Origin of the sequence: Thauera phenolivorans (genome assembly GCF_001696715.1) — a bacterium.
GTDB classification, from domain to species: Bacteria; Pseudomonadota; Gammaproteobacteria; order Burkholderiales; family Rhodocyclaceae; genus Thauera; species Thauera phenolivorans.
Genome location: NZ_MBFM01000003.1, coordinates 59,492 through 85,244, shown reverse-complemented (window position 1 = coordinate 85,244; position 25,753 = coordinate 59,492). Strand labels below are relative to the sequence as shown.

At 68.6% G+C, this 25,753-nt stretch carries 26 protein-coding genes; 23 read left to right on the top strand and 3 right to left on the bottom strand.

From position 1 onward, the window contains the following. Positions 1-89 precede the first annotated feature (89 nt). The 21 genes from aroC (at position 90) to BB334_RS07145 (ending at position 21,324) form a co-directional block, all read left to right on the top strand. Positions 90-1,226 (top strand): chorismate synthase, encoded by a 1,137-nt coding sequence (gene aroC / locus BB334_RS07245; RefSeq protein WP_068806497.1) that lies wholly within the window; start codon positions 90-92, stop codon positions 1,224-1,226. 103 nt (positions 1,227-1,329) lie between these two features. Continuing rightward, positions 1,330-1,581 carry a YdcH family protein gene (locus tag BB334_RS07240; protein WP_068806494.1) on the top strand — a complete coding sequence of 84 codons (252 nt, stop codon included), beginning with the start codon at positions 1,330-1,332 and terminating at the stop codon, positions 1,579-1,581. Between the two features lie 76 nt (positions 1,582-1,657). Next, positions 1,658-2,815, top strand: a complete 1,158-nt coding sequence (locus tag BB334_RS07235) for an MFS transporter (RefSeq protein WP_068806491.1) — start codon at positions 1,658-1,660, stop codon at positions 2,813-2,815. 10 nt (positions 2,816-2,825) lie between these two features. Further along, complete coding sequence (locus tag BB334_RS07230; protein ID WP_068806487.1) at positions 2,826-3,641, top strand: M48 family metallopeptidase; 816 nt, start codon at positions 2,826-2,828, stop codon at positions 3,639-3,641. Between the two features lie 78 nt (positions 3,642-3,719). Continuing rightward, positions 3,720-5,129: a 3-isopropylmalate dehydratase large subunit gene (gene leuC, locus BB334_RS07225; RefSeq protein ID WP_068806484.1), complete on the top strand. Its 1,410-nt coding sequence runs from the start codon at positions 3,720-3,722 to the stop codon at positions 5,127-5,129. A 16-nt stretch (positions 5,130-5,145) separates the two neighbouring features. Continuing rightward, on the top strand, positions 5,146-5,274 hold the full coding sequence (locus tag BB334_RS07220; protein WP_068806481.1) for an entericidin A/B family lipoprotein: 129 nt from the start codon (positions 5,146-5,148) through the stop codon (positions 5,272-5,274). Next, positions 5,274-5,912 (top strand): 3-isopropylmalate dehydratase small subunit, encoded by a 639-nt coding sequence (gene leuD / locus BB334_RS07215; RefSeq protein WP_068806478.1) that lies wholly within the window; start codon positions 5,274-5,276, stop codon positions 5,910-5,912. Before BB334_RS07220 ends, leuD begins: the two co-directional genes overlap by 1 nt. Before the next feature lie 29 nt (positions 5,913-5,941). Next, positions 5,942-7,006 carry a 3-isopropylmalate dehydrogenase gene (gene leuB / locus BB334_RS07210; protein ID WP_068806475.1) on the top strand — a complete coding sequence of 355 codons (1,065 nt, stop codon included), beginning with the start codon at positions 5,942-5,944 and terminating at the stop codon, positions 7,004-7,006. Positions 7,007-7,078: 72 nt separating this feature from the next. Next, positions 7,079-8,212 carry an aspartate-semialdehyde dehydrogenase gene (gene asd, locus BB334_RS07205; protein ID WP_068806472.1) on the top strand — a complete coding sequence of 378 codons (1,134 nt, stop codon included), beginning with the start codon at positions 7,079-7,081 and terminating at the stop codon, positions 8,210-8,212. A 212-nt stretch (positions 8,213-8,424) separates the two neighbouring features. Continuing rightward, positions 8,425-10,986 carry a FimV/HubP family polar landmark protein gene (locus BB334_RS07200; protein WP_068806468.1) on the top strand — a complete coding sequence of 854 codons (2,562 nt, stop codon included), beginning with the start codon at positions 8,425-8,427 and terminating at the stop codon, positions 10,984-10,986. A 7-nt stretch (positions 10,987-10,993) separates the two neighbouring features. Further along, complete coding sequence (locus BB334_RS07195) at positions 10,994-11,647, top strand: CbiQ family ECF transporter T component (protein ID WP_232756681.1); 654 nt, start codon at positions 10,994-10,996, stop codon at positions 11,645-11,647. Continuing rightward, positions 11,644-12,441: a tRNA pseudouridine(38-40) synthase TruA gene (gene truA, locus BB334_RS07190; protein WP_068806465.1), complete on the top strand. Its 798-nt coding sequence runs from the start codon at positions 11,644-11,646 to the stop codon at positions 12,439-12,441. Before BB334_RS07195 ends, truA begins: the two co-directional genes overlap by 4 nt. Continuing rightward, a complete protein-coding gene (locus BB334_RS07185; protein ID WP_068806462.1) occupies positions 12,442-13,065 on the top strand; it encodes a phosphoribosylanthranilate isomerase in 624 nt (207 codons plus the stop codon). Continuing rightward, the gene (gene trpB / locus BB334_RS07180) at positions 13,052-14,263 is read left to right on the top strand and encodes a tryptophan synthase subunit beta (RefSeq protein WP_068806458.1); all 1,212 of its coding nucleotides are present in this window, start codon (positions 13,052-13,054) and stop codon (positions 14,261-14,263) included. Before BB334_RS07185 ends, trpB begins: the two co-directional genes overlap by 14 nt. A 40-nt stretch (positions 14,264-14,303) precedes the next feature. Continuing rightward, on the top strand, positions 14,304-15,128 hold the full coding sequence (trpA, locus tag BB334_RS07175) for a tryptophan synthase subunit alpha (protein WP_068806455.1): 825 nt from the start codon (positions 14,304-14,306) through the stop codon (positions 15,126-15,128). Beyond that, the gene (gene accD / locus BB334_RS07170) at positions 15,125-16,000 is read left to right on the top strand and encodes an acetyl-CoA carboxylase, carboxyltransferase subunit beta (protein WP_068806452.1); all 876 of its coding nucleotides are present in this window, start codon (positions 15,125-15,127) and stop codon (positions 15,998-16,000) included. The genes trpA and accD overlap by 4 nt, the downstream gene beginning before the upstream one ends. Positions 16,001-16,011: 11 nt before the next feature. Then, positions 16,012-17,319 carry a bifunctional tetrahydrofolate synthase/dihydrofolate synthase gene (gene folC, locus BB334_RS07165; RefSeq protein ID WP_068806449.1) on the top strand — a complete coding sequence of 436 codons (1,308 nt, stop codon included), beginning with the start codon at positions 16,012-16,014 and terminating at the stop codon, positions 17,317-17,319. 15 nt (positions 17,320-17,334) lie between these two features. Continuing rightward, on the top strand, positions 17,335-18,066 hold the full coding sequence (locus tag BB334_RS07160) for an SPOR domain-containing protein (protein ID WP_068806446.1): 732 nt from the start codon (positions 17,335-17,337) through the stop codon (positions 18,064-18,066). A gap of 9 nt (positions 18,067-18,075) precedes the next feature. Further along, a complete protein-coding gene (locus BB334_RS07155; RefSeq protein ID WP_068806443.1) occupies positions 18,076-18,567 on the top strand; it encodes a CvpA family protein in 492 nt (163 codons plus the stop codon). Between the two features lie 10 nt (positions 18,568-18,577). After that, the gene (gene purF, locus BB334_RS07150) at positions 18,578-20,122 is read left to right on the top strand and encodes an amidophosphoribosyltransferase (protein WP_068806440.1); all 1,545 of its coding nucleotides are present in this window, start codon (positions 18,578-18,580) and stop codon (positions 20,120-20,122) included. 14 nt (positions 20,123-20,136) lie between these two features. Then, positions 20,137-21,324, top strand: a complete 1,188-nt coding sequence (locus BB334_RS07145; protein WP_068806438.1) for an O-succinylhomoserine sulfhydrylase — start codon at positions 20,137-20,139, stop codon at positions 21,322-21,324. A gap of 27 nt (positions 21,325-21,351) precedes the next feature. On the opposite strand, the gene BB334_RS07140 is transcribed toward BB334_RS07145, so the two are convergent. From BB334_RS07140 to BB334_RS07130, 3 genes are read right to left on the bottom strand one after another with little or no spacing between them, the layout of a single operon-like run. Then, positions 21,352-22,116: a UDP-2,3-diacylglucosamine diphosphatase gene (locus BB334_RS07140; protein ID WP_068806435.1), complete on the bottom strand. Its 765-nt coding sequence runs from the start codon at positions 22,114-22,116 to the stop codon at positions 21,352-21,354. 43 nt (positions 22,117-22,159) lie between these two features. After that, positions 22,160-22,654 (bottom strand): peptidylprolyl isomerase, encoded by a 495-nt coding sequence (locus BB334_RS07135; protein WP_068806432.1) that lies wholly within the window; start codon positions 22,652-22,654, stop codon positions 22,160-22,162. 16 nt (positions 22,655-22,670) lie between these two features. Beyond that, positions 22,671-23,255, bottom strand: a complete 585-nt coding sequence (locus BB334_RS07130) for a peptidylprolyl isomerase (RefSeq protein WP_068806429.1) — start codon at positions 23,253-23,255, stop codon at positions 22,671-22,673. Positions 23,256-23,436: 181 nt separating this feature from the next. On the opposite strand from BB334_RS07130, the gene cysS reads away from it, so the two are divergent. Together cysS and BB334_RS07120 are read left to right on the top strand one after the other, a co-directional pair. Beyond that, positions 23,437-24,822: a cysteine--tRNA ligase gene (gene cysS, locus BB334_RS07125; RefSeq protein WP_068806427.1), complete on the top strand. Its 1,386-nt coding sequence runs from the start codon at positions 23,437-23,439 to the stop codon at positions 24,820-24,822. Continuing rightward, entirely contained in the window at positions 24,815-25,705 is an 891-nt protein-coding gene (locus tag BB334_RS07120) for a DNA/RNA non-specific endonuclease (protein ID WP_198531203.1), read from the top strand. The genes cysS and BB334_RS07120 overlap by 8 nt, the downstream gene beginning before the upstream one ends. Positions 25,706-25,753 lie beyond the last annotated feature (48 nt).

The following is a 25,753-nucleotide window of genomic DNA, read 5'->3' as shown; positions in this document are numbered from 1 at the left end:
CCTGTGGGGCGGCGGGCGGGCAGGGCGGCTGTGCTAAACTCGGCCGCTTTTCGCGCCCCCGCTTCAGTCCCGTTTCGAGCGAGTTTTCCATGTCCGGCAATACCTTCGGCAAGTTGTTCGCGGTCACTTCATTTGGCGAATCGCATGGTCCGGCGATCGGCTGCGTGGTCGACGGCTGCCCACCGGGGCTGGCGATCACGGCTGAGGAGATCCAGCGCGAGCTCGACCGCCGCAAGCCGGGCACCTCGCGTCACGTCACCCAGCGCCGCGAACCGGACGAGGTCGAGATTCTCTCCGGCGTGTACGAGGGCGTGACCACCGGCACGCCGATCGCGCTACTGATCCGCAACCAGGACCAGCGCTCGCGCGATTACGGCAACATCGCGGAGACCTTCCGCCCCGGTCACGCCGACTATCCCTACTGGCACAAATACGGCGTACGCGACCCGCGCGGGGGCGGCCGCTCCTCGGCGCGCGAGACCGCGGTACGGGTCGCTGCGGGCGCGATCGCGCGCAAGTGGCTCGCTACCCATCACGGCATCGTCATTCGCGGCTACATGGCCCAGCTGGGACCGATCGTGATTCCCTTCGTGTCCTGGGACGAGGTCGATCGCAATCCCTTCTTCGCCCCTAATGCGGGCATCGTTCCCGAACTCGAGGCGTTTATGGACGAGCTGCGCAAATCGGGTGACTCGATCGGCGCGCGGATCAACGTCGTCGCCAGCGGCGTGCCGCCAGGCTGGGGCGAGCCGGTGTTCGATCGTCTCGACGCGGATATCGCCCACGCGATGATGGGCATCAATGCGGTGAAGGGTGTGGAGATCGGCGCAGGCTTCGACTCGGTCGCCCAACGGGGCACCGAGCACGGTGACGAGCTGACGCCGGAGGGCTTCCTCTCGAATCACGCCGGCGGCGTGCTCGGCGGCATCTCGAGCGGCCAGGACGTCGTCGCCAGCATCGCGATCAAGCCGACGTCGAGCATCCGCCTCGACCGTCGCTCGATCGACAAGCAGGGCCGGCCCGTGGTGGTCAACACCCATGGCCGCCACGATCCCTGCGTCGGCATCCGCGCCACGCCGATCGCCGAGGCGATGCTGGCGCTGGTGCTGGTCGATCATGCACTTCGCCATCGCGCGCAGTGCGGCGGGGTCGATTGCGGTACGCCGCGGATCGCCGCGCTCGCGCCCGGCACCAGTCAGCCGGTGCCGTCGCCCCGCGCGCGCTGAGGTGCTGCAGCGCAGCTTGATCGTCGTCAACCGCCCCCGCGGGGCGCACGAGTAGGCTTGAAACGTCTCGCATCACCACCATCGAAAAACGGAGGAAACCCCGATGATTCTCGAACCGCATGACCTCTTCCACGAGTTTCCCGAATACAAGGAACAGATCGAGGCCCTCAAGACGTCCGACGAGAAATTCGCCCGCATGTGCGACGAATATCACGAGGTGAACAAGCACGTGCAGACCATCGAACTCGACGAGGAAATCGCCACCGATTTCGAGCTCGAGGACCTCAAGAAGCAGCGCCTGCACCTCAAGGACGAGCTCTACGGCATCCTGCGCACCGTCACCGGCGCCAGCTGAGCGCGTCGCCCGGGCCGTCGTCCCGGGAGCCGGAGTCGCGGCAGCGGAAACGCCGTTGCCGCGGTAGGATGGAGCGATGCTTCCCTACTGGCGCCTGTCGGCCTACTACTTCTCGTACTTCGCCTTCGTCGGCGCCTTCGCGCCGTATTTCACCCTCTACCTGCAGTCGCTTCAGCTGTCCGCCACGCACATCGCGATCCTCATGTCGCTGATGCAGCTGATGCGCATGCTCGCGCCCAACCTGTGGGGCGTCCTCGCCGAGCGCACCGGCCTGCCGCTGCCGATCGTGCGCGTGTCGGCGGCAATGAGTCTGGCCGGCTTCTCGGCCTTCTTCTTCTCCACGGAGTTCGTCGTCCTGTTCGTCGCGATGGCGGTGATGGCCTTCTTCTGGAGCGCGGCGCTGCCGCTGGTGGAGAGCGTGACCTTCGTCCATCTGGGCGAGCAGGGGCACCGCTACGGCAGCATCCGGATGTGGGGCTCGGTGGGCTTCATCGTCGCCACCCTGGCGCTTGGCCACCTGCTCGAGTCGATGCCGATCCGCGGCCTGCTCGGGGTCATCGCGGCGATCCTCGGCGCCATCTTCCTGTGTTCGCTGGCAGTGCCCGCGGCCACTCCGCGTCCGGCCGGGCGCGACGGCGGCAGCTTTGGCGCGACCCTGCGCCGCCCCGAGGTGCGCGCCCTGTTCGGGGCCTGCCTGCTGATGTCGGCTGCACATGGCGCGCTCTATGTCTTCTACTCGATCCACGTGGTAGAACTGGGCTACGCCAAAGCTTTCGTCGGCTGGCTGTGGACGCTCGGGGTGGTCGCGGAGATCGCCGTGTTCGCCCTGATGCCGCGCCTCATGCGGCGCTACGGCGCGCGCGACATCCTGCTGATTTCATTCGCATGCGCGGTGCTGCGCTTCCTGCTCATCGGCTGGGGCGGGGAGAACCTCGGCCTGCTGCTGTTCGCCCAGCTGCTGCATGGCGCGACCTTCGGGGCCTATCATGCGGCGGCGATCGCGGTGGTGAATCGCTGGTTCCCCGGCCGGCTGCAGTCGCACGGGCAGGCCTTGTACGGCAGCCTGTCGTTCGGCGCCGGCGGCATGATCGGCGGCTTGATCAGCGGCTACACCTGGGACACCATCGGTCCCGCATGGACATACACGCTCGGCTCCGCTTTCGCCCTCGCCGGGCTGGCGTGGCTGGCCTTGGGCTGGCGCGAGGACGGCCGGCGCCTGGTGGACAGTGCTTGAGGAGGATGGAATGAAGGGAATCCCGCGTTTGCTGTTTCCGGCCGTGCTCGCGGCCACCATCGCCGTCGGTTGCCAGACGGTACAGACCACCGGCGCCGGCGTCGTCGGGGTCGATCGCACCCAGATGATGATGGTGTCGGCGCAGGAGGTCGAGCAGGCCTCGGCCAAGCAGTACCAGCAGATCATGGCGGACGCGCGCGCGAAGAACGCGCTCAATCGCAATGCCGCACAGGTGCGGCGGGTGCGCTCGATCACCGCGCGGCTCACCGCGCAGACCGGCCACTTCCGCCCGGATGCGCTGCGCTGGCAGTGGGAGACCAACGTGATCGGCTCCAATGACCTCAACGCCTGGTGCATGGCCGGCGGCAAGATGGCGATCAACAGCGGCCTGATCGAGCGCTTGCGGCTCACCGACGATGAAATCGCCGCGGTGATGGGACACGAGATCGCCCACGCGCTGCGCGAGCATGCGCGCGAGCGGGTGTCGAAATCGATGGTCACCGGGCTGGGGGTGTCGGTGGCGGGGGCGTTGCTCGGGGTGGGCGCGGTGGGGCAGGACCTGATGTCCAAGGTCGCCCAGGTCAGCTTCGAGCTGCCGAATTCGCGCGAGCACGAGACCGAGGCCGACCGCATGGGCGTCGAGCTGGCCGCGCGTGCGGGATACGATCCGCGCGCGGCGGTCAGCCTGTGGAACAAGATGGCGGCGAACTCGTCGGGGTCGCCGCCGCAGTGGCTGTCGACCCATCCGTCTCACGCCAACCGCCTTCGCGATCTCAGTGATTATGCGAATCGGGTCGTTCCGCTGTACCAGCAGGCGCGTCGCTGATATCGGCCGGGCGCTGCCGTGCGCGCGGGCGCCCTTTGTGAAATAATCGTAAGCTTTTCTTTCCTTGGAATTTAGTGGATGGAAGCCCAAACGCTGTACGAGAAGCTGTGGTCCAGCCATGTGGTCCGTGAGGAGGCCGATGGCACGGCGCTGATCTATATCGACCGCCACCTGGTGCATGAAGTCACCAGTCCGCAGGCCTTCGAAGGGCTCAAGCTGGCCGGGCGCAAGCCGTGGCGGACGAGCTCGATTGTCGCCACGGCCGACCACAACACGCCGACCGACCACTGGGAACTGGGCATCCAGGATCCGGTGTCGCGCCAGCAGGTCGAGACGCTCGACGCCAACATCCGCGCGAGCGGCTCGCTCGCGTACTTTCCGTTCATGGACGAGCGCCAGGGCATCGTGCATGTGATCGGCCCGGAGAACGGCGCGACCCTGCCGGGGATGACGGTCGTCTGCGGCGATTCGCACACCTCCACCCATGGCGCCTTCGGCTGCCTCGCGCACGGCATTGGCACCTCCGAGGTCGAGCACGTGCTCGCCACCCAGTGCCTGCTGCAGAAGAAGTCGAAGACCATGCTGGTGAAGGTCGAAGGCCGGCTCGGCCTCGGTGTCACCGCCAAGGACATCGTGCTCGCGATCATCGGCAGGATCGGTACCGCCGGCGGCACCGGCTACGCGATCGAGTTCGGCGGCAGCGCGATCCGCGCCTTGTCGATGGAAGGCCGCATGACGATCTGCAACATGGCGATCGAAGCGGGCGCGCGCGCCGGCATGGTCGGCGTGGACGAGACCACCATCGCCTACCTCAAGGATCGCCCGTTCTCGCCCGAGGACGAGGCCTGGGATCGGGCCGTCGCCTACTGGCGCACGCTGCGCAGCGACGACGGCGCGCAGTTCGACAAGGTCGTCGAACTCAGCGCCGAGGAGATCCAGCCGCAGGTGACCTGGGGCACCTCGCCCGAGATGGTCACCACCGTCGATGGCCGTGTGCCTGATCCCGCCGCGGTCACCGATCCGGTGCGTCGCGAAGGGATGGCGCGCGCGCTGAAGTACATGGGTCTCGAACCCAATACCCCGATCACCGAGATCGCGGTGGATCAGGTCTTCATCGGCTCATGCACCAACTCGCGCATCGAGGACCTGCGCGAGGCCGCAGCGGTGACGAAGGGACGCACCAAGGCCGCCAACGTCAGGCGCGTGCTGGTCGTGCCCGGCTCCGGGCTGGTCAAGCGCCAGGCCGAACGGGAAGGCCTGCACGAGATCTTCCTCGCCGCCGGTTTCGAATGGCGTGAGCCGGGCTGCTCGATGTGCCTGGCGATGAATGCCGACCGCCTCGAGCCCGGCGAGCGCTGCGCCTCCACCTCCAACCGCAACTTCGAGGGTCGGCAGGGCGCGGGCGGCCGCACCCACCTGGTGAGCCCGGCGATGGCCGCCGCGGCCGCGGTGACCGGCCACTTCGTCGACGTGCGCACGCTGGACTGACGACGCGGGCACGTACATGAAAAGACTCGCAGTGGTCCTCGCCACCGTGGTCGCCGGACTTGCCGGCGCCGCCTGCAACACGGTGCATGGCATCGGGCAGGACATCTCGGCAACCGGCGAAATCATCCAGAAGGCAGTGAAATAATGAAACCGTTTACCATTCTCGATGGTCTCGTGGCGCCGCTCGACCGTGCCAACGTCGACACCGACGCGATCATCCCCAAGCAGTTCCTGAAGTCGATCAAGCGCAGCGGCTTCGGCCCCAACGCCTTCGACGAGTGGCGCTATCTCGACGTCGGTCAGCCCGGCCAGGACTGCAGTGGGCGACCGCTGAATCCGGATTTCGTCCTCAACCAGCCGCGCTACCAGGGCGCGCAGATCCTGCTCACGCGCGACAACTTCGGCTGCGGCAGCTCGCGCGAGCATGCACCGTGGGCGCTCGAAGATTACGGTTTCCGCGTGCTGATCGGGCCGAGCTTCGCTGACATCTTCTACAACAACAGTTTCAAGAACGGCTTGTTGCCGATCAGGCTGACAGCGGTCGAAGTCGACGAGCTGTTCGCCCAGTGCGAGGCGAACGAGGGCTACCGCCTGGTAGTGGACCTGGCGGCGCAGACGATCACCCGTCCGGACGGTAAGACGCTTCATTTCGAGGTCGACCCCTTCCGCAAGGAATGCCTGCTCAACGGCTGGGACGACATCGGCCTGACCCTGCGCCACGCGGACGAGATCCGCGCCTTCGAGGCGAAGCGGCGCGCCGAGCATCCGTATTATTTCGCCTGAGACCCAGGCAACGAAGAGGAAATCGAGCAATGAAGATTTGCGTGCTGCCGGGTGACGGCATCGGTCCCGAGATCACCGCGCAGGCGGTGCGCGTCCTGAACGCGCTCGACCTGAAGTTCGAAATGGAAGAGGCGCTGGTCGGCGGCTGCGCGGTCGACGCCGCCGGCACGCCGCTGCCCGAGGCGACGCTCGCACTCGCACGTGCGGCCGACGCGATCCTCCTCGGCGCGGTCGGCGGTCCGAAGTGGGACGGCTATCCGCGCCATCAGCGTCCTGAGCTCGGCCTGCTGGGCATCCGCAAGGAGCTGTCGCTGTTCGCCAACCTGCGCCCGGCCATTCTCTACCCCGAGCTGGCGAACGCCTCGACGCTCAAGCCGGAGGTCGTTTCAGGCCTCGACATCCTGATCGTGCGCGAGCTGACCGGCGACATCTACTTCGGCCAGCCGCGCGGCATCGAGCTGCGTGAGGTCAATGGGGAGTCCCAGCGCGTGGGCTGGAACACCATGATCTACGCGGAATACGAGATCCGCCGCATCCTGCGCGTGGCCTTCGAAGCGGCGATGAAGCGCGGCAAGCGGCTGTGCTCGGTCGACAAGATGAACGTGCTCGAGACCACCCAGCTGTGGCGCGACATCGCGATCGAGGTCGCCAGCGACTATCCTGAAGTGGAGCTCACCCACATGCTGGTCGACAACGCGGCGATGCAGCTGGTGCGCAACCCGAAGCAGTTCGATGTGATGGTGACCGGCAACATGTTCGGCGACATCCTGTCGGACGAGGCCTCGATGCTGACCGGCTCGATCGGCATGTTGCCCTCGGCCTCGCTCAACGCCGACAACAAGGGCATGTACGAACCCTCGCATGGCTCCGCGCCGGACATCGCCGGCAAGGATCTCGCCAACCCGCTCGCCACGATCCTGTCCGCGGCGATGATGCTGCGCTACAGCTTCGACCAGGAAGCGCCCGCAAAGCGCATCGAGAACGCGGTCAAGAAGGTGCTCGCGGCGGGCTATCGCACCGGCGACATCTACGAGCCGGGCACGAAGAAGGTCGGCACGCGGGGAATGGGCGACGCGGTGATCGCGGCCCTCTGAGGTGATTCGTCCGCCGCAGGCCCGCCGGCCCGTGGCGGCAATGGACATTCAAGCAAGGAAATGGTGAGCAACATGAATCGAGTCGGTCTTGTCGGCTGGCGCGGAATGGTCGGTTCCGTGCTGATGCAGCGCATGGTGGAAGAGGGCGACTTCGCCTTCATCGAGCCCGTGTATTTCTCCACCTCGAACGCCGGCGGCAAGGCGCCGTCGTTCGGCGGCAAGGAGGCGGCGGAGGCGCTGCAGGACGCCTACGACATCAAGGCCCTCCAGGCCTGCGACATCGTCATCACCTGCCAGGGCGGTGACTACACGAAGGAAGTGTTCCCGACCCTGCGCGCAACCGGCTGGAAGGGCCACTGGATCGACGCCGCCAGCGCGCTGCGCATGGACGACAGCGCGGTGATCGTGCTCGACCCGGTCAACCGTGATGTCATCGACGCCGCGCTCGCCAAGGGCGGCCGCAACTGGATTGGCGGTAACTGCACGGTGTCGCTGATGCTGATGGGCCTCGGCGGCCTGTTCAGGCACGGCCTGGTCGAGTGGATCTCGGCGATGACCTACCAGGCGGCATCGGGTGCCGGCGCGCAGAACATGCGCGAGCTGATCGGCCAGATGGGTGCGATCCACGACTCGGTCAAGGACCTGCTCGCCGACCCGGCCTCGGCCATCCTCGAGATCGACCGCAGGGTCGCCGAGACCATGCGTTCGGATGGCTTCCCGAAGAAGAACTTCCGCAACACGCCGCTCGCCGGCAGCCTGATCCCCTGGATCGACGTCCCCGTCGAGCACGGCCAGAGCAAGGAGGAGTGGAAGGGCGGCGCCGAGTGCAACAAGATTCTCGGCAACGCGCCATTCCGCATGCAGGGCTCGATCCCGATCGACGGCCTGTGCGTGCGCATCGGCGCGATGCGCTGCCACTCGCAGGCGCTGACGATCAAGCTGAAGAAGGACGTCCCCATCGACGAGGTCTCGGACATCATCGCGGGCGCCAACCAGTGGGTGAAGGTGGTGCCCAACGAACGTGAGGTCACCGAGCGCGAACTGACCCCGACCGCGGTCACCGGCACGCTGTCGGTCCCCGTGGGTCGCCTGCACAAGCTGGCGATGGGGCCGGAGTACCTCGGTGCCTTCACCGTCGGTGACCAGCTGCTGTGGGGCGCCGCGGAGCCACTGCGCCGCATGCTGCGCATCCTGCTCGAGGACTGAGCGGGGATGCCCGACGGGCGGGATCGGTGTCGCTCGCGTCGCCGTTCCCGCCCTTTTTGCGTGGGGATGTGCATCGCGTCACGCGCGGGCTATGCATACGTCCTGAATGGGGCTGCTCGCGCAGTCCGTAGATGCTAGATTCCGTTCGCGGAGTCATCTTGCGATCTGGAGGATGGCCGGATTTGCGAGGGAGCGGGGTTTTGAGAAACAGCATGGATGGATCCTTCAAGGCATCGCTGGTTGCGCTGGCGCTCGCCTCTTTTCCCTTTTGCAGCGACGCAGCAGGGCTGGGCGGAATCAGCGTCCACAGCGGCCTCGGTCAGCCGCTGCGCGCCGAGATTCCGGTCAAGGCCACGACGACCGAGCTCGATTCGCTGAGTGCGCGCGTGGGCTCCCCCGAAGCCTTCCGCCAGGCCAACGTCGCTTACTCTCCGAGCGCGGCGGCCGTCCGCGTCAGCGTGGACAGGCGGGGGTCTCGCCCCGTGCTGCGCCTGAGCACCGATCGTCCGCTCAATGAACCCTTCGTCGAACTCGTGCTCGAGCTCGACTGGGCGGCGGGAAGACTGGTGCGCAACTTCACCTTCCTGCTCGATCCGATCGATCTCGCGCAACGGACGCCGGTTGCAGCCCGCGTCGATGCCCCGGCTGTGGCACCCATGGCGCGGCCGCGCGCGACGGAAGCGGCGCCGACGGTCGTCGATGCTGGCGCCGCCACCCGCTACGTGGTCAGACGCGGCGACGCCCTGCATCGCATCGCCAGCGCGCATCAGCACCCCGGTACCAGCCTCGACCAGATGCTGGTTGCAATTGCCGATGCCAACCGCGACGCCTTCGATGGCGGCAACATGAATCGCCTGCGTGCCGGTTCGGTACTCGATATTCCCGCCGCGGAGCGCGTGCGTGCGCTCGATGGCACGGCCGCGCGCCGCGAGGTGCTCGCGCAGGCGGCCGACTTCGAAGCCTACCGGCGCCGCCTTGCGGGGGTTGCCGCGCAGGCGCCAGCGACGCCCGAGCCCGCCGCGGAACAGCAGGCGACGGGCACGATCGTGCCGCGCGTCGAGGAGGCGCGCCCCGAGGTCGAAGGCGACCGGCTGCGAGTCTCCAGCGCGGAACAGTCAGGTACGGCGGCTGGAGGCGGCGACACCGCGAGCCGGCTGCAGACGCTCGAAGAGGAACTCGTCTCGCGCGAGAAATCGCTCGAGGACGCCAACGCGCGCCTCGCCCAACTCGAACAGAGCGTGCGCGACCTGCGCACCCTGCTCGAGCTGCGCAGTGAGGCCATGGGCCAGGTCGAGCAGCAGGCCGGCACGCTTTCGGCCGATGCGGGTGGCGCTAGCGTCGCCGCGGCGCCGCCATCGCCGGGCCAACCCGCCGCTCCCGCCGCCGAGCGTCCGGCTGTCGAGCCCTCGCTGGTCGACGACTCCCGCCTGCTTGCCGGCGGCGGCGCGATCGCTGCCCTTTTGCTCGGCCTGCTCGCCTACCGTTCGCGCAAGCGCAAGGCCGAGGCTTCCGGTCGCGGCGTTCCGCCCCTGTCCAGCACCGGCGGCGCGGGTCACACGGTGCTCGGCACCGCCGGCGGCCAGCAGGTCGACACCGGCGCGAGCGTGCTGCACACGGAATTCAGCCACGGCGGCCTGTCCGCGATCGACGCCGACGAGGGCGTCGATCCGGTGGCGGAGGCCGACGTCTACATCGCTTACGGGCGTGACGCGCAGGCCGAGGAAATTCTTCAGGACGCGCTCAGGACCGACCCCGAGCGTGCCGCCATCGCGCTCAAGCTGCTCGAGATCTACGGCAGACGAAAGAGCGTCAAACAGTTCGATCTGGTGGCGGCCGACCTCTATGCGCGCACCGGCGGCAAGGGGCCGGACTGGAGCAGGGCGGCGGCGATGGGACGTGCGATCGACCCCGACAACCCGCTTTACCGCGACATCGAGGCCGGGCCCCTGACTGCGGCCGAAGCGCCCACCGAGATCCCGCCGCTCGGCAAGAGTGCCGCCCTTGCCGCGACCTTCGCCGTCGGCGGCGGCGCGCGCGCGAGCGCTGACGGCGGCCAGGGCGGGCGGTCTGCCCCGGTGGCCGCGCTGTCCGACGAGCCGCGGCCGAGCGAGGAAAGCGTGCTTCCGCTGGAGTTCGACCTCGGACTCGACGTGGGCGAAACGGCGCCTGCCGCCGCGGGTGCCTCCGCGAAACCGCAGCCGGTGGGCGACGCGCAGCACGCGCCGGATTGGGCGGCGGAGGAAACCGTGCCGGCGCTCGCCTTCGACATCGACTTCGATGCCTCCGAGGCGGCGCGGGAGCAGGCCGACATTCGCGCGGCGGCGACCAGCGGGCTGGATTTCGAACTCGGCAACCTGGGCGTCGAGGCGGATGACGGCGCGGTTGAGCCGGCCGCTGAACCCGCGCCGGCGGGTGCGAAGCCGGCACACATGGGTTTCGACTTCAGTCGCCTCGACTTCGACCTCGAACTCGACGCGTCCGCCGCGGACGATGCAACGCCGGTCCCGGAACTGCCGGCCCTCGAGCGGCCGTCGCAGCCCGACGCGATGGAGCCCGATGCTACCCAGCCGGGCGACGACTGGACGGAGTCGGTCGTCGCGGCGGAGGGCATTGCCGCCGGCAGCGAGGAAGCGGCGACCAAGCTCGAGCTCGCACGCGTGTATGACGAACTCGGCGATCGCGATGGCGCCCGCGAACTCCTGGAAGAGGTGATCCGGGAAGGCTCACTCGGCCAGCAGGCGGCGGCGCGGCAGATGCTCGCCCGATTCGGCTGAGTTCGTGATGTGGGTATCGGCGCTGCGCCACGGCGGGAAGGGCCGCGTGCCGTCGATGCATTCGGGCCTGATCCTGCTGCTCTGGCTGGCCGGTGTCATCCTGCTGCAGGCCTTGCCGCTGCCGGCCCTGCTGCCGGCCGCGCTTGCCTGCCTGTTCGTAGCCCTGCTGTTCGCCCGCTTGCGGGCGCTGCGCCTGTTGCGCAGGGTGCGGGTGCTGATGCTGGCGATCGTGATCCTGTTCGCCTGGTTCACACCGGGCGAGGCGCTCCTCCTCGTCTGGCCGTCGGTGAGCCCGACGCGCGAGGGCGCGCTGATGGCGCTAGAGCACGGCGCCCGCCTCGCGGCGGTCGTCTGCATGGTCGCCCTGCTGCTCGAGCGGCTGCCGACCGAGCGCCTGGTAGGCGGGATGTACGCCCTGTGCCGGCCGCTCGCGCTGTGCGGCGTGTCGCCCGAGCGCCTCGCGCTGCGGCTGCTTCTGGTGCTGCGCTACGTCGAGAGCACGGGGCCCGGCGCGGCACGTGATTGGCGCCACTGGCTGGCCGAAGACGCCGGGCCGGTCAGCGCCGAAGTGGTCCATCTGCGGCGTGAGCGTCTCGGCGCGGCCGACTGGCTGCTCGGTGGCGCGCTGATCGGCCTCGTCTGCTGGTGGGCGCTGGCATGACGCGCATTGCGCTCGGCCTGGAGTATGCGGGCGACGCCTTCCTCGGCTTTCAGAGCCAGCGGCACGGACGCACCGTGCAGGACGTGCTCGAGGCGGCGCTGGCCCGGATCGCCGGCGAGCCGGTGCGGGTACATTGCGCTGGACGTACCGATGCGGGAGTGCATGCGAGCGCACAGGTCGCGCATTTCGACACGGGTGCGCGACGTCCGGTTTCGGCCTGGGTGCGCGGCGTCAATGCGCTGCTGCCGGCGGCGGCGGTGGTGCGCTGGGCGGTGGAGGTCGACGAAGGCTTCCATGCGCGCTTCCTCGCCTACGAGCGGCAGTATCGCTACCTGCTGTTCAACTCTCCCACCCGGCCGGCGCTGCTGGCGGGAAGGGTGGGCTGGTTCCACCTCCCGCTCGACGAGACGAAGATGGCGGAGGCGGTGCGCCTGCTGCTGGGCGAGCACGATTTCTCCGCCTTCCGCGCCGCCGGCTGCCAGGCGCGCACCCCGGTGCGCCTGATGCACGAGGCCCGCGTGCGCCGCGACGGCAACATGCTGGTGTTCGACTTCCGGGCCAACGGTTTCCTGCACCACATGATCCGCAATCTGGTCGGCGCGCTGGTATACGTCGGCAAGGGCCGGTATCGGCCGGAGTGGATCGGCGAGCTGCTGGAGGTGCGCGACCGCAAGCTGGCGGCGCCCACCTTCGCGCCCGACGGACTCTATCTGTGCGGGGTCAGCTACCCGCCGCGCTGGCCGCTGCCGGGGGATGGGCGTATCATCGCGCTGCCCGAATTACCCCGCCTCTGAATGCACCGAACCCGAATCAAGATCTGCGGCCTCACTCGCGAGGAGGACGTGCATGCGGCCGTTGCCGCGGGTGCCGATGCGATCGGCTTCGTCTTTTACCCCCCGAGTCCGCGCGCGGTGAGCTTCGAGTGCGCTGCCCGGCTCGCCGGCCTCCTTCCCCCCTTCGTCACCGCGGTGGGTCTGTTCGTCAATCCCGAACCGGCCTTCGTGCGCGAGGCGCTCGCCCAGGTGCCACTGCAGCTGCTGCAGTTCCATGGCGACGAAACCGACGCCGAGTGCGCGCGCTACCGCCGCCCCTGGATCAAGGCGGCTCGCGTGCGTCCCGGGGTCGATCTGATAGAATTTGCGGCTTCCCATCCGGGCGCGAGCGGGATCCTGCTCGACGCCTTCGTCGACGGTTACGGCGGCGGCGGGAAGACATTCGATTGGTCCCTGATTCCCGACGGCTTCGAGCGGCCGCTGATCCTGTCCGGCGGCCTCGATGCGGACAACGTCTCCCAGGCGGTGCGCCGAGTGCGCCCGTGGGCGGTCGACGTCTCGAGCGGGGTGGAGATCGCCAAGGGAATCAAGGATGCGGCGAAGATCGCCGCATTCGTTGCCGGAGTTCGACATGCAGAAGGCTGATACGCCCTACCAGTATCCCGATGCCCGTGGGCATTTCGGCCCCTACGGCGGCGTCTTCGTCGCCGAAACTCTCGTTCCCGCCCTTGAGGAACTGCGCGAGGCCTATGACGCCGCACGCCGCGACCCCGAGTTCATGGCGGAGTTCGAGTACGAACTGAAGCACTACGTCGGTCGTCCGAGCCCGATCTACCACGCCAGGCGGCTCTCCGAGCGCTTTGGCGGCGCGCAGATCTATCTCAAGCGCGAGGATCTCAATCACACCGGCGCGCACAAGATCAACAACTGCATCGGCCAGGCCCTGCTCGCGCGGCGCATGGGCAAGCCGCGCGTGATCGCGGAGACCGGCGCCGGTCAGCATGGTGTGGCGAGTGCGACCGTGGCCGCTCGCTATGGGATGGAATGCGTGGTGTACATGGGCTCGGAGGACGTCAAGCGCCAGGCCTCCAACGTCTATCGGATGAAACTGCTCGGTGCCAGCGTGGTGCCGGTCGAGTCCGGCTCGAAGACGCTGAAGGACGCCCTCAACGAGGCGATGCGTGACTGGGTCACCAATGTCGCCGACACCTTCTACATCATCGGCACGGTCGCCGGCCCGCATCCCTACCCGATGATGGTGCGCGACTTCCAGGCGGTGATCGGCCAGGAGTGCATCGCCCAGATGCCCGAGATGGCCGGCCGCCAGCCCGATTGCGTGATCGCCTCGGTGGGCGGCGGATCCAACGCGATGGGCATCTTCCATCCCTACCTCGACGTGCCGGGGGTGCGCCTGATCGGCGCCGAGGCGGCGGGCGCGGGGATAGACACCGGACGCCATGCGGCCTCCCTGAGCGCAGGGCGCCCAGGCGTGCTGCACGGCAACCGCACCTATCTGCTGCAGGACGAAGACGGCCAGATCATAGAGACGCATTCGGTGTCGGCCGGTCTCGACTACCCGGGCGTCGGTCCGGAGCACGCCTGGCTGAAGGACTCGGGCCGTGCGGAATACGTCGGGGTCACCGACGACGAGGCGCTGCAGGCCTTCCATGACCTGTGCCGCCTCGAGGGCATCATCCCCGCGCTCGAGTCCGCGCATGCGATCGCCTGTGCCACCAGGCTGGCACCGACGCTGTCGCGCGACCAGATCCTGCTGGTCAATCTTTCCGGCCGCGGCGACAAGGACATGCACACCGTCGCCGAGCGCTCCGGCATCCAGTTCTGAGCCGGCGCGGTCTGCAGGCCGGCCCGCCACAGGAAACCCTATGTCCAGAATCCAGAACCGCTTCGCGCGCCTGCAGGCCTCCGGCCGGCGGGCGCTGATCCCCTTCATGACCGCCGGATTCCCCGACGCCGCGCTGACGCTCTCGCTGATGCGCGCGCTGGTGGCCGGCGGCGCCGACGTCATCGAGCTCGGCGTCCCCTTTTCCGACCCGATGGCCGACGGCCCCACCATTCAGCGCGCCTCCGAGGCGGCACTGGCCGGCGGCATGTCGCTGCGGAAAGTGCTCGATATCGTTCGCGCGTTCCGTGCCGAGGATGGCGACACCCCGGTGGTCCTCATGGGCTATGCCAACCCGATCGAGGCGATGGGCGTCGATGCGTTTGCCGCCGCCGCCAGTGACGCCGGCGTCGATGGCGTGCTGGTGGTCGATTATCCGCCGCAGGAAAGCGAGGCTTTCAGCGCAGCGATGCGCGCCAACCGGCTCGATCCGATCTTCCTGCTCGCGCCGACCTCGACCGAGAAGCGCTTCGCCGAGGTGGCGACTCTCGGCAGCGGCTACATCTATTACGTCTCGCTGAAAGGCGTGACCGGCGCAGGCAATCTCGACTTCGACGAGATCGCTCGACGCATTCCGCAGATCCGTGCGGTGGTCGGCATGCCGGTCGGCGTCGGCTTCGGCATCCGCGACGCCGACAGCGCGCGCCGGATCGGCGCGGTCGCCGACGCCGTGGTGATCGGCAGCCGCATCATCGAAGAGATCGAACAGAGTCCGCGCGATGCGGTGGTGGCCAACGTCACCGCCTTCATGCGCGACATCCGTCAAGCGCTCGACACCCTCGAGCCCGTACAGGGAGCAACCCGATGAGCTGGCTCCAGAAGCTTCTTCCGCCTCGCATCAAGCGCAGCGATTCCTCCGCCCGCAACAAGTCCATTCCCGAAGGCCTGTGGAGCAAGTGCACCGCCTGTGAGGTGGTGCTCTACCGCTCCGACCTCGATAGCAACCAGGGCGTGTGCCCGAAGTGCGGCCACCATCAGCGGCTGCGCGCGCGCCAGCGGCTCGAGCTGCTGCTCGACAAGGAGGGGCGCTTCGAGATCGGTTCCGAGGTGTTCCCGGTCGATGCGCTCAAGTTCAAGGACTCGCGCCGCTATCCCGACCGCCTCTCGGCGGCGACCGCCGATACCGGCGAGACCGACGCGATGGTCGTCATGCAGGGCGCGATTCTCGGCCAGCCGCTTGTCGTGGCCTGCTTCGAATTCGAGTTCCTCGGTGGCTCGATGGGATCGGTGGTCGGCGAGCGCTTCGTCCGTGGGGCGCGCGCCGCGCTCGAACAGCGCCTGCCCTTCATCTGCATCACCGCGTCGGGCGGCGCTCGCATGCAGGAGGGTCTGTTCTCGCTGATGCAGATGGCCAAGACCACGGCGATCGTGACCCAGCTCGCCGAGCGCAAGCTGCCCTTCATCACCATACTCACCGATCCGACGATGGGCGGGGTGTCGGCGAGCTTCGCCTTCATGGGCGATGTGGTCATCGCCGAGCCGGGCGCGCTGATCGGCTTCGCCGGCCCGCGCGTGATCGAGCAGACGGTACGCGAGACCTTGCCCGAGGGCTTCCAGCGCGCCGAGTTCCTGCTCGAGAAGGGCGCGATCGACATGATCGTCGACCGGCGCCAGCTGCGCGACAGGCTCGCCGGCCTGTTGACGCTGCTGATGCGCCAGGCGCCGGCTGCCGCGGCGTGAGCGCGGCCGCCATGCAGGAGGCTGCGCTGCCGGCCACGCTCGATGATTGGCTTGCGCTGCTCGAGGGGCGCCATGCGGCCGCGATCCAGCTCGGGCTCGAGCGTGTGCGCAAGGTGCGCGATGCGCTCGCGCCCGGCCCCGATGCAGTGGTCATCACCGTGGGCGGTACCAACGGCAAGGGGTCGACGGCGGCGATGCTGGAGGCGGTGCTGCTGGCCGAGGGTTACCGGGTCGGCTGCTACACCTCGCCGCACCTTCTCCGCTACAACGAGCGGGTGCGGGTCAATGGCAACGAGGTCGGTGACGAAGCCCTGGTCGCTGCCTTCGCCACGGTCGAAGCGGCGCGTGGCGATACCCCGCTGACCTATTTCGAGCACGGCACGCTCGCGGCGTGGGAATTGTTCCGCAATGCCACACCCGATGTGATCGTGCTCGAGGTCGGCCTCGGCGGGCGGCTCGATGCGGTCAACGTCTTCGACGCCGATTGCGCGATCGTCACCAGCGTGGCGATGGACCACATGGACTACCTCGGCAACGACCGCGAATCGATCGGCCTCGAGAAGGCCGGGATCTTCCGCAGCGGCCGCCCGGCGGTGTGCGGCGATCCGCAACCGCCTGCGAGCCTGGTCTCGCACGCCGAGTCGATCGGTGCGCCGCTGTGGATCAGCGGGCGCGATTTCGGCTTCGGTGGCGACCGCCAGCAATGGGGCTACTGGCGCTACGAGGCGCCGCCCGCCCAGGGCCGCCTCCTGCGCAGGGGCGGACTGGCCTACCCGGCATTGCGCGGCGCCAACCAGCTGCTCAATGCCTCGGCGGTGCTGACCACGCTCGAGCTCCTGCGCGAGCGCATTCCCGTTTCGATGCAGGCGGTCCGCGAGGGTCTGTCGCTGGTCGAAGTGCCGGGCCGCTTTCAGGTGCTGCCGGGCCGGCCCTCGATCGTGCTCGACGTCGCCCACAACCCTCAGGCGGCCGGCGTGCTCGCCGAGAACCTCGGCAGCATGGGCTTCTTTCCGGAGACCTGGGCGGTGTTCAGCATGCTCTCCGACAAGGACGTCGAAGGGGTGGTGGAGCGCGTGCGCGGCCGTGTTGACCACTGGCTTCTGGCCGACTTGCCCGGGCCGCGCGGCCTGCCTGCCGAGCAGCTGCGTCAGCGCCTCGAAGCCGTCGGCATCAGCGCCGACGTCCGCTGCTTCGCGAGTCCTGCGCAAGCCTTTGTTGCAGCGCGAGAGAGCGTTGCCGAGGGTGATAGAATCGTCGCTTTCGGATCCTTCCTGACGGTGGGCGAGGTGCTCGCAGCCTCACGCGCCGTCCGGCAATGACACAGAGCCTTTGCGGTGAGCGACCAAGACGACCTCGAAATCAAGAAGCGCGCGCGGCGCCGCCTGGTGGGCGCAGCAGCGCTCGCCCTGGCGGCCGCGATCGTGCTGCCGATGATGATGGAGCAGGAGCCGCGACCGGTGGATCAGGACATCCAGATCGCCATCCCCGAGCGTGATGCGGACAGCGCGCTGGCGCGGCCGATCGCCGGGCCCGGGCCGGATGCGGAGATCGCCGCAGTCGATCCCGAGCTCGGCGTGGCGGTGCCCGAGGCGCCTCCCACCGCCGAGGCGTTGAGCGAGCCGGAGCCGCCGCCGCCGCCGCCGAAGCCCGAATCGCCGCCGAAGCCCGAACCCAAGCCGCAGCCGGCACCTTCACCCAAGCCCGAGCCCAAGCCGTCACCGACGCCGAAGCCTAAGCCGACGCCGCCCAAGGCAGCGCAAAAGTCGGCCGAGGAGGCCGAGGCCGAACGCGTGCGTGCGATCCTGCGGGGCGAGAATCCGCCACCGGTCGCCGCTGCGGCGCCGAAGAGCGCATCCTTCCTGGTCCAGGTGGGGGCCTTCGGCGACGCGGGACGGGCGGCCTCGATTGCCGCCGAGCTGAAGAAGGCGGGCATCGGAGCCTACACGGAGAAGGCAGGAGGCGTGACCCGGGTGCGGGTCGGGCCCTTTGCCAACCGCGCCGCGGCCGATCGCGAGGCAGGCCGGGTGCGTGCGCTGGGCCATGCGCCGGTCGTGGTGAGTCGCTGACCGGCGTCGATGACTGTCTTCGACTACGTTTTTCTCGGCGTGCTCGGCCTGTCCGCAGCCGTCGGCCTCTGGCGTGGCCTGATCAGCGAGGTGATGGCGGTGCTCGCCTGGGTGGCGGCACTGCTCGCGGCCTGGCTGTGGCACCCGCACGCGGCGGGCCTCTTCGTCGGCATGATCGCGGAGCCAGTCTGGCGGCAGGTGGCCGGCGTGGCCGTGATCGTGGTCGGCGTGCTGCTGCTGGCCGCGCTCGTGCGCTACCTGTTGCGGCAGCTGCTCAGAGCCGCCGGGCTGGGACCGGCCGACCGCTTCTTCGGCGCGATCTTCGGTCTCGCCCGCGGTCTGGCGATCGTCTTCGTGGCAGTGCTGCTCGGCGGTCTCGTCGGCATGTCACGCGAGGCTTGGTGGGCGCAATCCCTGTTCGCGCCCCCGATGGAAAGGGCGGTGATTGCCGCCAAACCCTGGCTGCCCGACGCGGTGGCCAACCGGATCCGATTCAGATAGGCAGAAACCCATGTGCGGAATTCTTGGTGTCGTTGCGACCACCCCGGTTAATCAGTTGCTCTACGACGGTCTCCAGGTGCTCCAGCACCGTGGTCAGGATGCCGCTGGCATCGCCACCTGCGCAGGCGGGCACTTCAACATGCACAAGGGGTCGGGCCTGGTGCGCGACGTCTTCCGGACGCGGAACATGCGCAACCTGGTCGGCAACTGGGGCATCGGCCACGTTCGCTACCCGACTGCCGGCTCGGCCTATAATGCCTCCGAGGCGCAGCCCTTCTACGTCAACTCGCCCTTCGGCCTTCTGCTGGCGCACAACGGCAACCTGACGAACTCCGAGGCGCTCAAGCGCGAGATGTTCGTCTCCGACCTGCGCCACATCAACACCAGCAGCGACTCGGAGGTCCTGCTCAACGTCTTCGCGCACGAACTGCAGGCGGCGTGCAACGGCCTCAAGCTCGACGAGGAAGCGGTGTTCCGCGCCGTCGCCGGGGTGCATCGGCGCTGCCGCGGCGCCTACGCGGTGGTGGTGATGATCGCCGGTTACGGCCTGCTCGCCTTCCGCGACCCCTTCGGCATCCGCCCGCTGGTCATCGGGCGAAACGACACCGAAACGGGCGTCGAGTGGATGGTCGCCTCCGAATCGGTGGCGATCGACGTGCTCGGCTTCAAGCTGCTGCGCGACGTCGCCCCTGGCGAGGCGGTGCTGATCGATACCGCGGGCAACTTCCATAGCCGGCAGTGCGCGAGCAAGACCACGCTCGCGCCCTGCATGTTCGAGTTTGTCTACCTCGCCCGGCCCGATTCGATCATCGACGGCGTGTCGGTGTACGACTCGCGGGTCAAGATGGGCGAGTTCCTCGCCGACCGGATGAAGCGCATTCTGCCGGACGCTCAGATCGACGTGGTCATCCCGATTCCCGACTCGAGCCGCCCGTCGGCGATGGAAATGGCGCACCGGCTCGGGCTGCCTTACCGCGAGGGTTTCGTCAAGAACCGCTACATCGGCCGCACCTTCATCATGCCCGGCCAAGCGGTGCGCCGTAAGTCGGTGCGCCAGAAGCTCAACACCGTGCGCCAGGAGTTCGCCGGCAAGAGCGTGCTGCTGGTGGACGATTCGATCGTCCGCGGCACCACCAGCCGGGAGATCGTCAACATGGCGCGTGAAGCGGGCGCGACCAAGGTCTATCTGGCCTCGGCGGCGCCCCCGGTGCGCTACGCGAATGTCTACGGCATCGACATGCCGACCCGCGGCGAGCTGATCGCCTCCGACCGCGACGAAGAGGAAATCCGTCGCGAGATCGGCGCCGACGGTCTGATCTATCAGGATCTCGAGGACCTGAAGGCGGCGGTGCGCGCGATCAATCCGTCGATCGCCTTCTTCGAAACTTCCTGCTTCGACGGGATCTATGTCACCGGCGACATCACCGCCGAGTACCTCGACGGAGTCGAGAACCGGCGCGGCGCGGGCGAGGCCGAGCCCGCTGCGCAGGACGAGCAGGACGAGGCCGAGGGCGGGCAGCTCGACCTCAATCTCGGCTCCGGCCGCAACGATTGAGCAGGAAGACGACGATGACACCGCAACCGGACGGTCACGAGCCTCATTTCGACACCCTCGCGGTCCGCGCCGGCATTGAGCGCAGCCAGTTCGGCGAGCACAGCGAGGCGCTCTACCTCACCTCGAGCTTCACCTTCGAGAGCGCGGCGCAGGCGGCGGCGCGCTTCTCGGGCGCGGAGCAGGGCAACGTCTACGCGCGCTTCTCCAACCCCACCGTGAGCGCGATGCAGACGCGGCTGGCGGCGCTCGAGGGCGCCGAGGGCTGCGTCGCCACCGCCTCCGGCATGTCGGCGATCCTGTCGCTGGCGATGGCGCTGATGCAGGCGGGCGATCACGTGGTGGCCTCGCGCGGCCTGTTCGGTGCCACCCAACAGCTGTTCGGCAACATCCTGTCGAAGTTCGGCATCGAGACCACCTTCGTGCCCGCGACCGATCTCGACGCCTACCGCGCCGCGATCCGCCCGCGCACCCGGCTGTTCTTCGTCGAGACCCCATCGAACCCGCTCACCGAGGTGGTCGACATCGCCGCGGTGGCCGCGATCGCGCACGAGGCCGGCGTGCTGCTGGCGGTGGACAACTGCTTCTGCACGCCGGCGCTGCAGCGCCCGCTCGCGCTTGGCGCCGACGTCGTCGTGCATTCGGCGACAAAGTACCTCGACGGCCAGGGACGTGTGCTCGGCGGCGCGGTGGTCGGCGCGAAGGCGGTGACCGACGAGGTGTACAAGTTTCTGCGTACCGCGGGGCCGAGCATTTCGCCCTTCAACGCCTGGGTGATCCTGAAGGGCCTGGAGACGCTGCGCATCCGCATGGAGGCGCAGTCGGCGAGCGCGCTCGAGCTGGCGGGCTGGCTCGAGGCGCAGCCCGGCGTGTCGCGCGTGTTCTATCCCGGGCTGGCCTCGCATCCGCAGCACGCGCTGGCGATGCGCCAGCAGAAGAGCGGCGGCGCGATCCTCAGCTTCGAGGTCAAGGGCGGCCGCGAGGCGGCGTGGCGGGTGGTGGATGCGACCCGCACGATCTCGATCACCGCCAACCTGGGCGACACCAAGAGCACGATCACCCATCCGGCGACCACCACCCACGGCCGCATCTCGCCCGAGGCGCGCGCCGAGGCGGGGATCGGGGAGGGGCTGCTGCGCGTCGCGGTGGGCCTGGAGTCGGTCGAGGACCTGCAGGCCGACCTGGCGCGCGGCCTGGCGGGCTGATACGTCGGGACGCGCCCGCTGCCACGTTCAGGCGGCGCCGCCGCCTTCTGCGCTGAGCGTGCGGCCGTCGAAGCGCAGCCAAGTGGCGGTGTCGTGCCAGTCGGCCAGCACCCAGCGCACGCATTCGCGACCGTCGACCGCGTGCACGTGGCGCGCCGGACGGTGGGTGTGGCCGTGAACCAGGGTCGGGCCGCGATGGGCGCGCAGCAGGGCCTCCACCGCGGCGGCGTTGACGTCCATGATTTCCGTCGCCTTCGTCTTCTTGGCGCTCTCGCTCTGCTGGCGCAGGCTCTCGATGAAGGCCTTGCGTGCCGCCAATGGCTGGGCAAGGAAGCCGGCCTGCCAGGTGGGATCATTCACCTGGCGACGGTAGGCCTGGTAGGCGAGGTCGTCTGTGCACAGGGCGTCGCCGTGGCTGAGCAGCAGGCGGGGCGCGTCCTCGCCGTCGCCGAAGGCGACGATCGACGGATCGGGCAGGAGGTGGAGACCGGCGGCCTCGGCGAAGCCTTCGCCGGCGAGCAGGTCTCGATTCCCGCGCATGAAGAACACCCGTGTGCCGTGCCCGGCGAGCGCCTTCAGCGCCGCACACAGCTCGCGGTTGAACGGCGACTCGAGGTCGTCGTCGCCGGCGAGGTACTCGAACAGGTCGCCGAGGATGAGCAGGCTCGCCGCCTCGCGTGCCGGACCGTCGAGGAAGTCGAGGAAGGCGGTGGTCGTCGCCGGACGTTCCTCGCACAGGTGGAGGTCGGAGATGAACAATGCCGGAAGCGCCGCGCGGGCGGCTTCCGGCACCGGGGCAGCCGCCGCCGGGGCGGGGCCGCGCAACGACTTCGAATCAGACAACTTCGGCGCGCTCGATGATCACGTCTTCCTTCGGCACGTCCTGGTGGAAGCCGCTCGAGCCGGTCTTCACCGCGCGGATCTTGTCGACCACGTCCATGCCTTCGCTGACCTTGCCGAACACGCAGTAGCCCCAGCCCTGCAGGTCGGGCGAGCGGTAGTTGAGGAAGTCGTTGTCGGCGATGTTGATGAAGAACTGGGCGGAAGCGGAGTGGGGCGCCTGCGTGCGCGCCATCGCGATCGTGCCGCGCTCGTTCTTCAGGCCGTTGTCGGCCTCGTTCTTGATCGGCTCACGGGTGGGCTTCTGCTGCATGCCGGGCTCGAAGCCGCCGCCCTGGATCATGAAGCCGTCGATGACGCGGTGGAAGATGGTGTTGTCGTAATGGCCGGCCTCGACGTAGGCGAGGAAGTTCTCGACCGTGACCGGGGCCTTGTCGGCGTCCAGTTCGAGGGTGATCGTACCGTGGTTGGTGTGCAGCTTGACTGCCATGTGATGCTCCTTGGGGTTATTGCCTGCCGGCGGCCGGGGCGTCGGCGCCGTCGACGCGGGCGCTGCGGACGACGACCGGGTCGACCGGGACGTTCTGGTGGAAGCCGACGCTGGTGGTCGGCAGCTTGCCGATCTTCTCGACCACGTCCATGCCGCGCACGACCTTGCCGAACACGGCGTAGCCCCAGCCGTCGCGCGAGGGGTAGTCGAGGAAGGTGTTGGGTGCGAGGTTGATGAAGAACTGCGCGCTGGCCGAGTGCGGGTCGGCGGTGCGCGCCATCGCGATCGTGCCCGGCAGGTTCTTGAGGCCGTTCTTCGCCTCGTTCTCGATCGGCGGGCGGGTGGCCTTCTGCTTCATCTTTTCATCGAAGCCGCCGCCCTGGATCATGAAGCCGTCGATCACGCGGTGGAAGACGGTGCCGTCGTAGTGGCCGTCCTTCGCGTACTGAACGAAGTTCTCGGCCGACTTCGGCGCCTTGTCGGCATCGAGCTCGAGCACGATTTCGCCGTGGCTGGTGTCGAGCGTGACCGTCGGGCCGGCGGCCCACGCGCCGAGACTGACGCTGGCGAGGGCGAGCAGGGCAAGAGCGGATTTCTTCATGCGGACTCCGTGGGTGGAGGCGCCATGGCGGCGCCTGAAAGGGGGGCGGGAGCCCCGTGCTATACTCGACCGGCTTGAATCGGGGCGGCCGGTGGACAGGTTCGGCGCAAGCCCCGGATTTTACCAACAAGCACAGGACTCCCACAATCGCGCGTCCCGCGCGGTGTTTCCGCCCTCTCCCATGCTGACCATCTACAACACCCTCTCCCGCGGCAAGGAAGCCTTCCAACCGATCGAACCGGGCAAGGTCCGCATGTACGTATGCGGCATGACCGTGTACGACTTCTGTCACCTCGGCCACGCCCGCGTCATGGTGGTGTTCGACATGGTCGCGCGCTGGCTGCGGGCGAGCGGGTACGACGTCACCTACGTGCGCAACATCACCGACATCGACGACAAGATCATCCGTCGCGCGCAGGAAAACCACGAGTCGATCCGCAGCCTCACCGACCGCTTCATCGCCGCGATGCACGAGGATGCCGACGCCCTCGGCGTGCTGCGTCCCGACTTCGAGCCGCGCGCCACCGATTACGTCGCCAGCATGCAGGGCCTGATCTCGCGGCTGGAGCGGAACGGCCTGGCCTACGTCGCCGCCAACCGCGACGTGTGCTATTCGGTGCGCAAGTTCGAGGGTTACGGCAGGCTGTCGGGCAAGTCGATCGACGAACTGCGCGCTGGAGAGCGGGTGGACGTCGCCGGCGACAAGAACGATCCGCTCGACTTCGTGCTGTGGAAACACGCAAAGACCGAGGAGCCCGTCGAGGTGAAGTGGCCCTCGCCCTGGGGCGAGGGCCGGCCCGGCTGGCATATCGAGTGCTCCGCGATGAGCTTGGATCTGCTCGGCGAGCACTTCGACATCCACGGCGGCGGCATGGACCTGCAGTTCCCGCACCATGAGAACGAGATCGCCCAGTCCGAGGGCGCGCACGGCCACACCTTCGTCAATTACTGGATGCACAACGGCTTCGTCCGCGTCGACGACGAGAAGATGTCGAAGTCGCTCGGCAACTTCTTCACCATCCGCGAGGTGCTGCAGAAGTACGATCCCGAGGTGGTGCGCTTCTTCATCCTGCGTGCGCACTACCGCAGCGCGCTGAACTATTCCGATGCCCACCTCGAGGACGCGCGCAACGCGCTCACCCGGCTCTACACCGCGCTCAAGAACGTGCCGGCACAGGGCGCGGCAGCGGTGAACTGGAACGAACCCCATGCGCAGCGGTTCCGCGCGGCGATGGACGACGACTTCAACACCGCGGAGGCGGTGGCGGTGCTGTTCGAGCTCGCCAACGAGCTCAACCGCAGCGCCGATGTCGCGCTGGCGGCGCAACTGAAGGCGCTCGGCGGGGTGCTCGGCCTGCTCGGTCGCGAGCCGATCGTCTTCCTGCAGGCGGGTACGCCGGCGTCCGGCGGACTCGGGGCGGAGGCGATCGAGGCGCTGATCGCCGAGCGTGCCGCGGCGAAGAAAGCGAAGGACTACGCCGAGGCCGACCGCATCCGGGCCGCGCTGCTCGAGGCCGGCATCGTGCTCGAGGACGGCCCGGGCGGCACGACCTGGCGGCGTGGCTAGGCGCAAGGTCCGGCGCGCGCGCAAATCCGGCTTCACCCTTTCGCTGCTGCGCAGCCGCGGTTCGACGCTGCTCGGCTTCGTGCTCGGGCTCGGCGGCTCGCTCGGCGGCGGGCTGTGGTATGGCCAGGAGCTGGTGATGTCGCGGCCGACGACGGTGTACCTGGGCGTGCCCCGCTCGCAGCCGGACGGTCCGGCGGGCTGGCAGCGGGTGCTGCACAATGACGCCTTCGCCGCTGGCTATTCGGAATGGCGGGGTGGTGCCGCGTGGGTCGCTTACCGGGCGACGCCGCGGCCGCCCGGCGCGCGTGGGCTGGCGCGGCCCGATCGCTTCGAGCACGACTGGCGCACCCTGCGCTGCCTGACCATCGTCGCCTGCGTGCGCCACGAGGACTACACCGGCAGCGGTTACGACCGCGGCCATCTCGCGCCTAACCACCTGATCGCCACCCGCTACGGGCGTAAAGCCCAGCACCAGACCTTCCTGATGAGCAACATCGTGCCCCAGCGGCCGGCCCTCAACCGGGGCGTATGGCAACGGCTGGAGGCGGCCGAGGACGCGCTGTCCAACCGCTTTGGGCCGCTGTGGGTGTTCACCGGGCCGATCTACGACGCGCGTCCGGCCTATCTGCCGGGCTTCAAGCTGATCGCGCTGCCCAGCGCCTTCTACAAGATCCTGGTGCGCGAGGATTCCGCCGGCGGGGCGCCGCGGATGCTCGCCTTCGCGGTGCCGCAAGACGTGGAGGGCGGCGAGGATCTGCGCCGCTTCCTCGTCAGCGTGGCGGACGTCCAGCGCTGGACCGGGCTCGACTTCTTCCACCAGCTGCCCGACGCGGTCGAGGCCCGGGTGGAGGCCCGCATCGACACCTCGAGCTGGGGCTTCTAGGCCGCAGCCGCGCGGCACGGGCCGACACGCCCGCCGATGTCGCCTCGG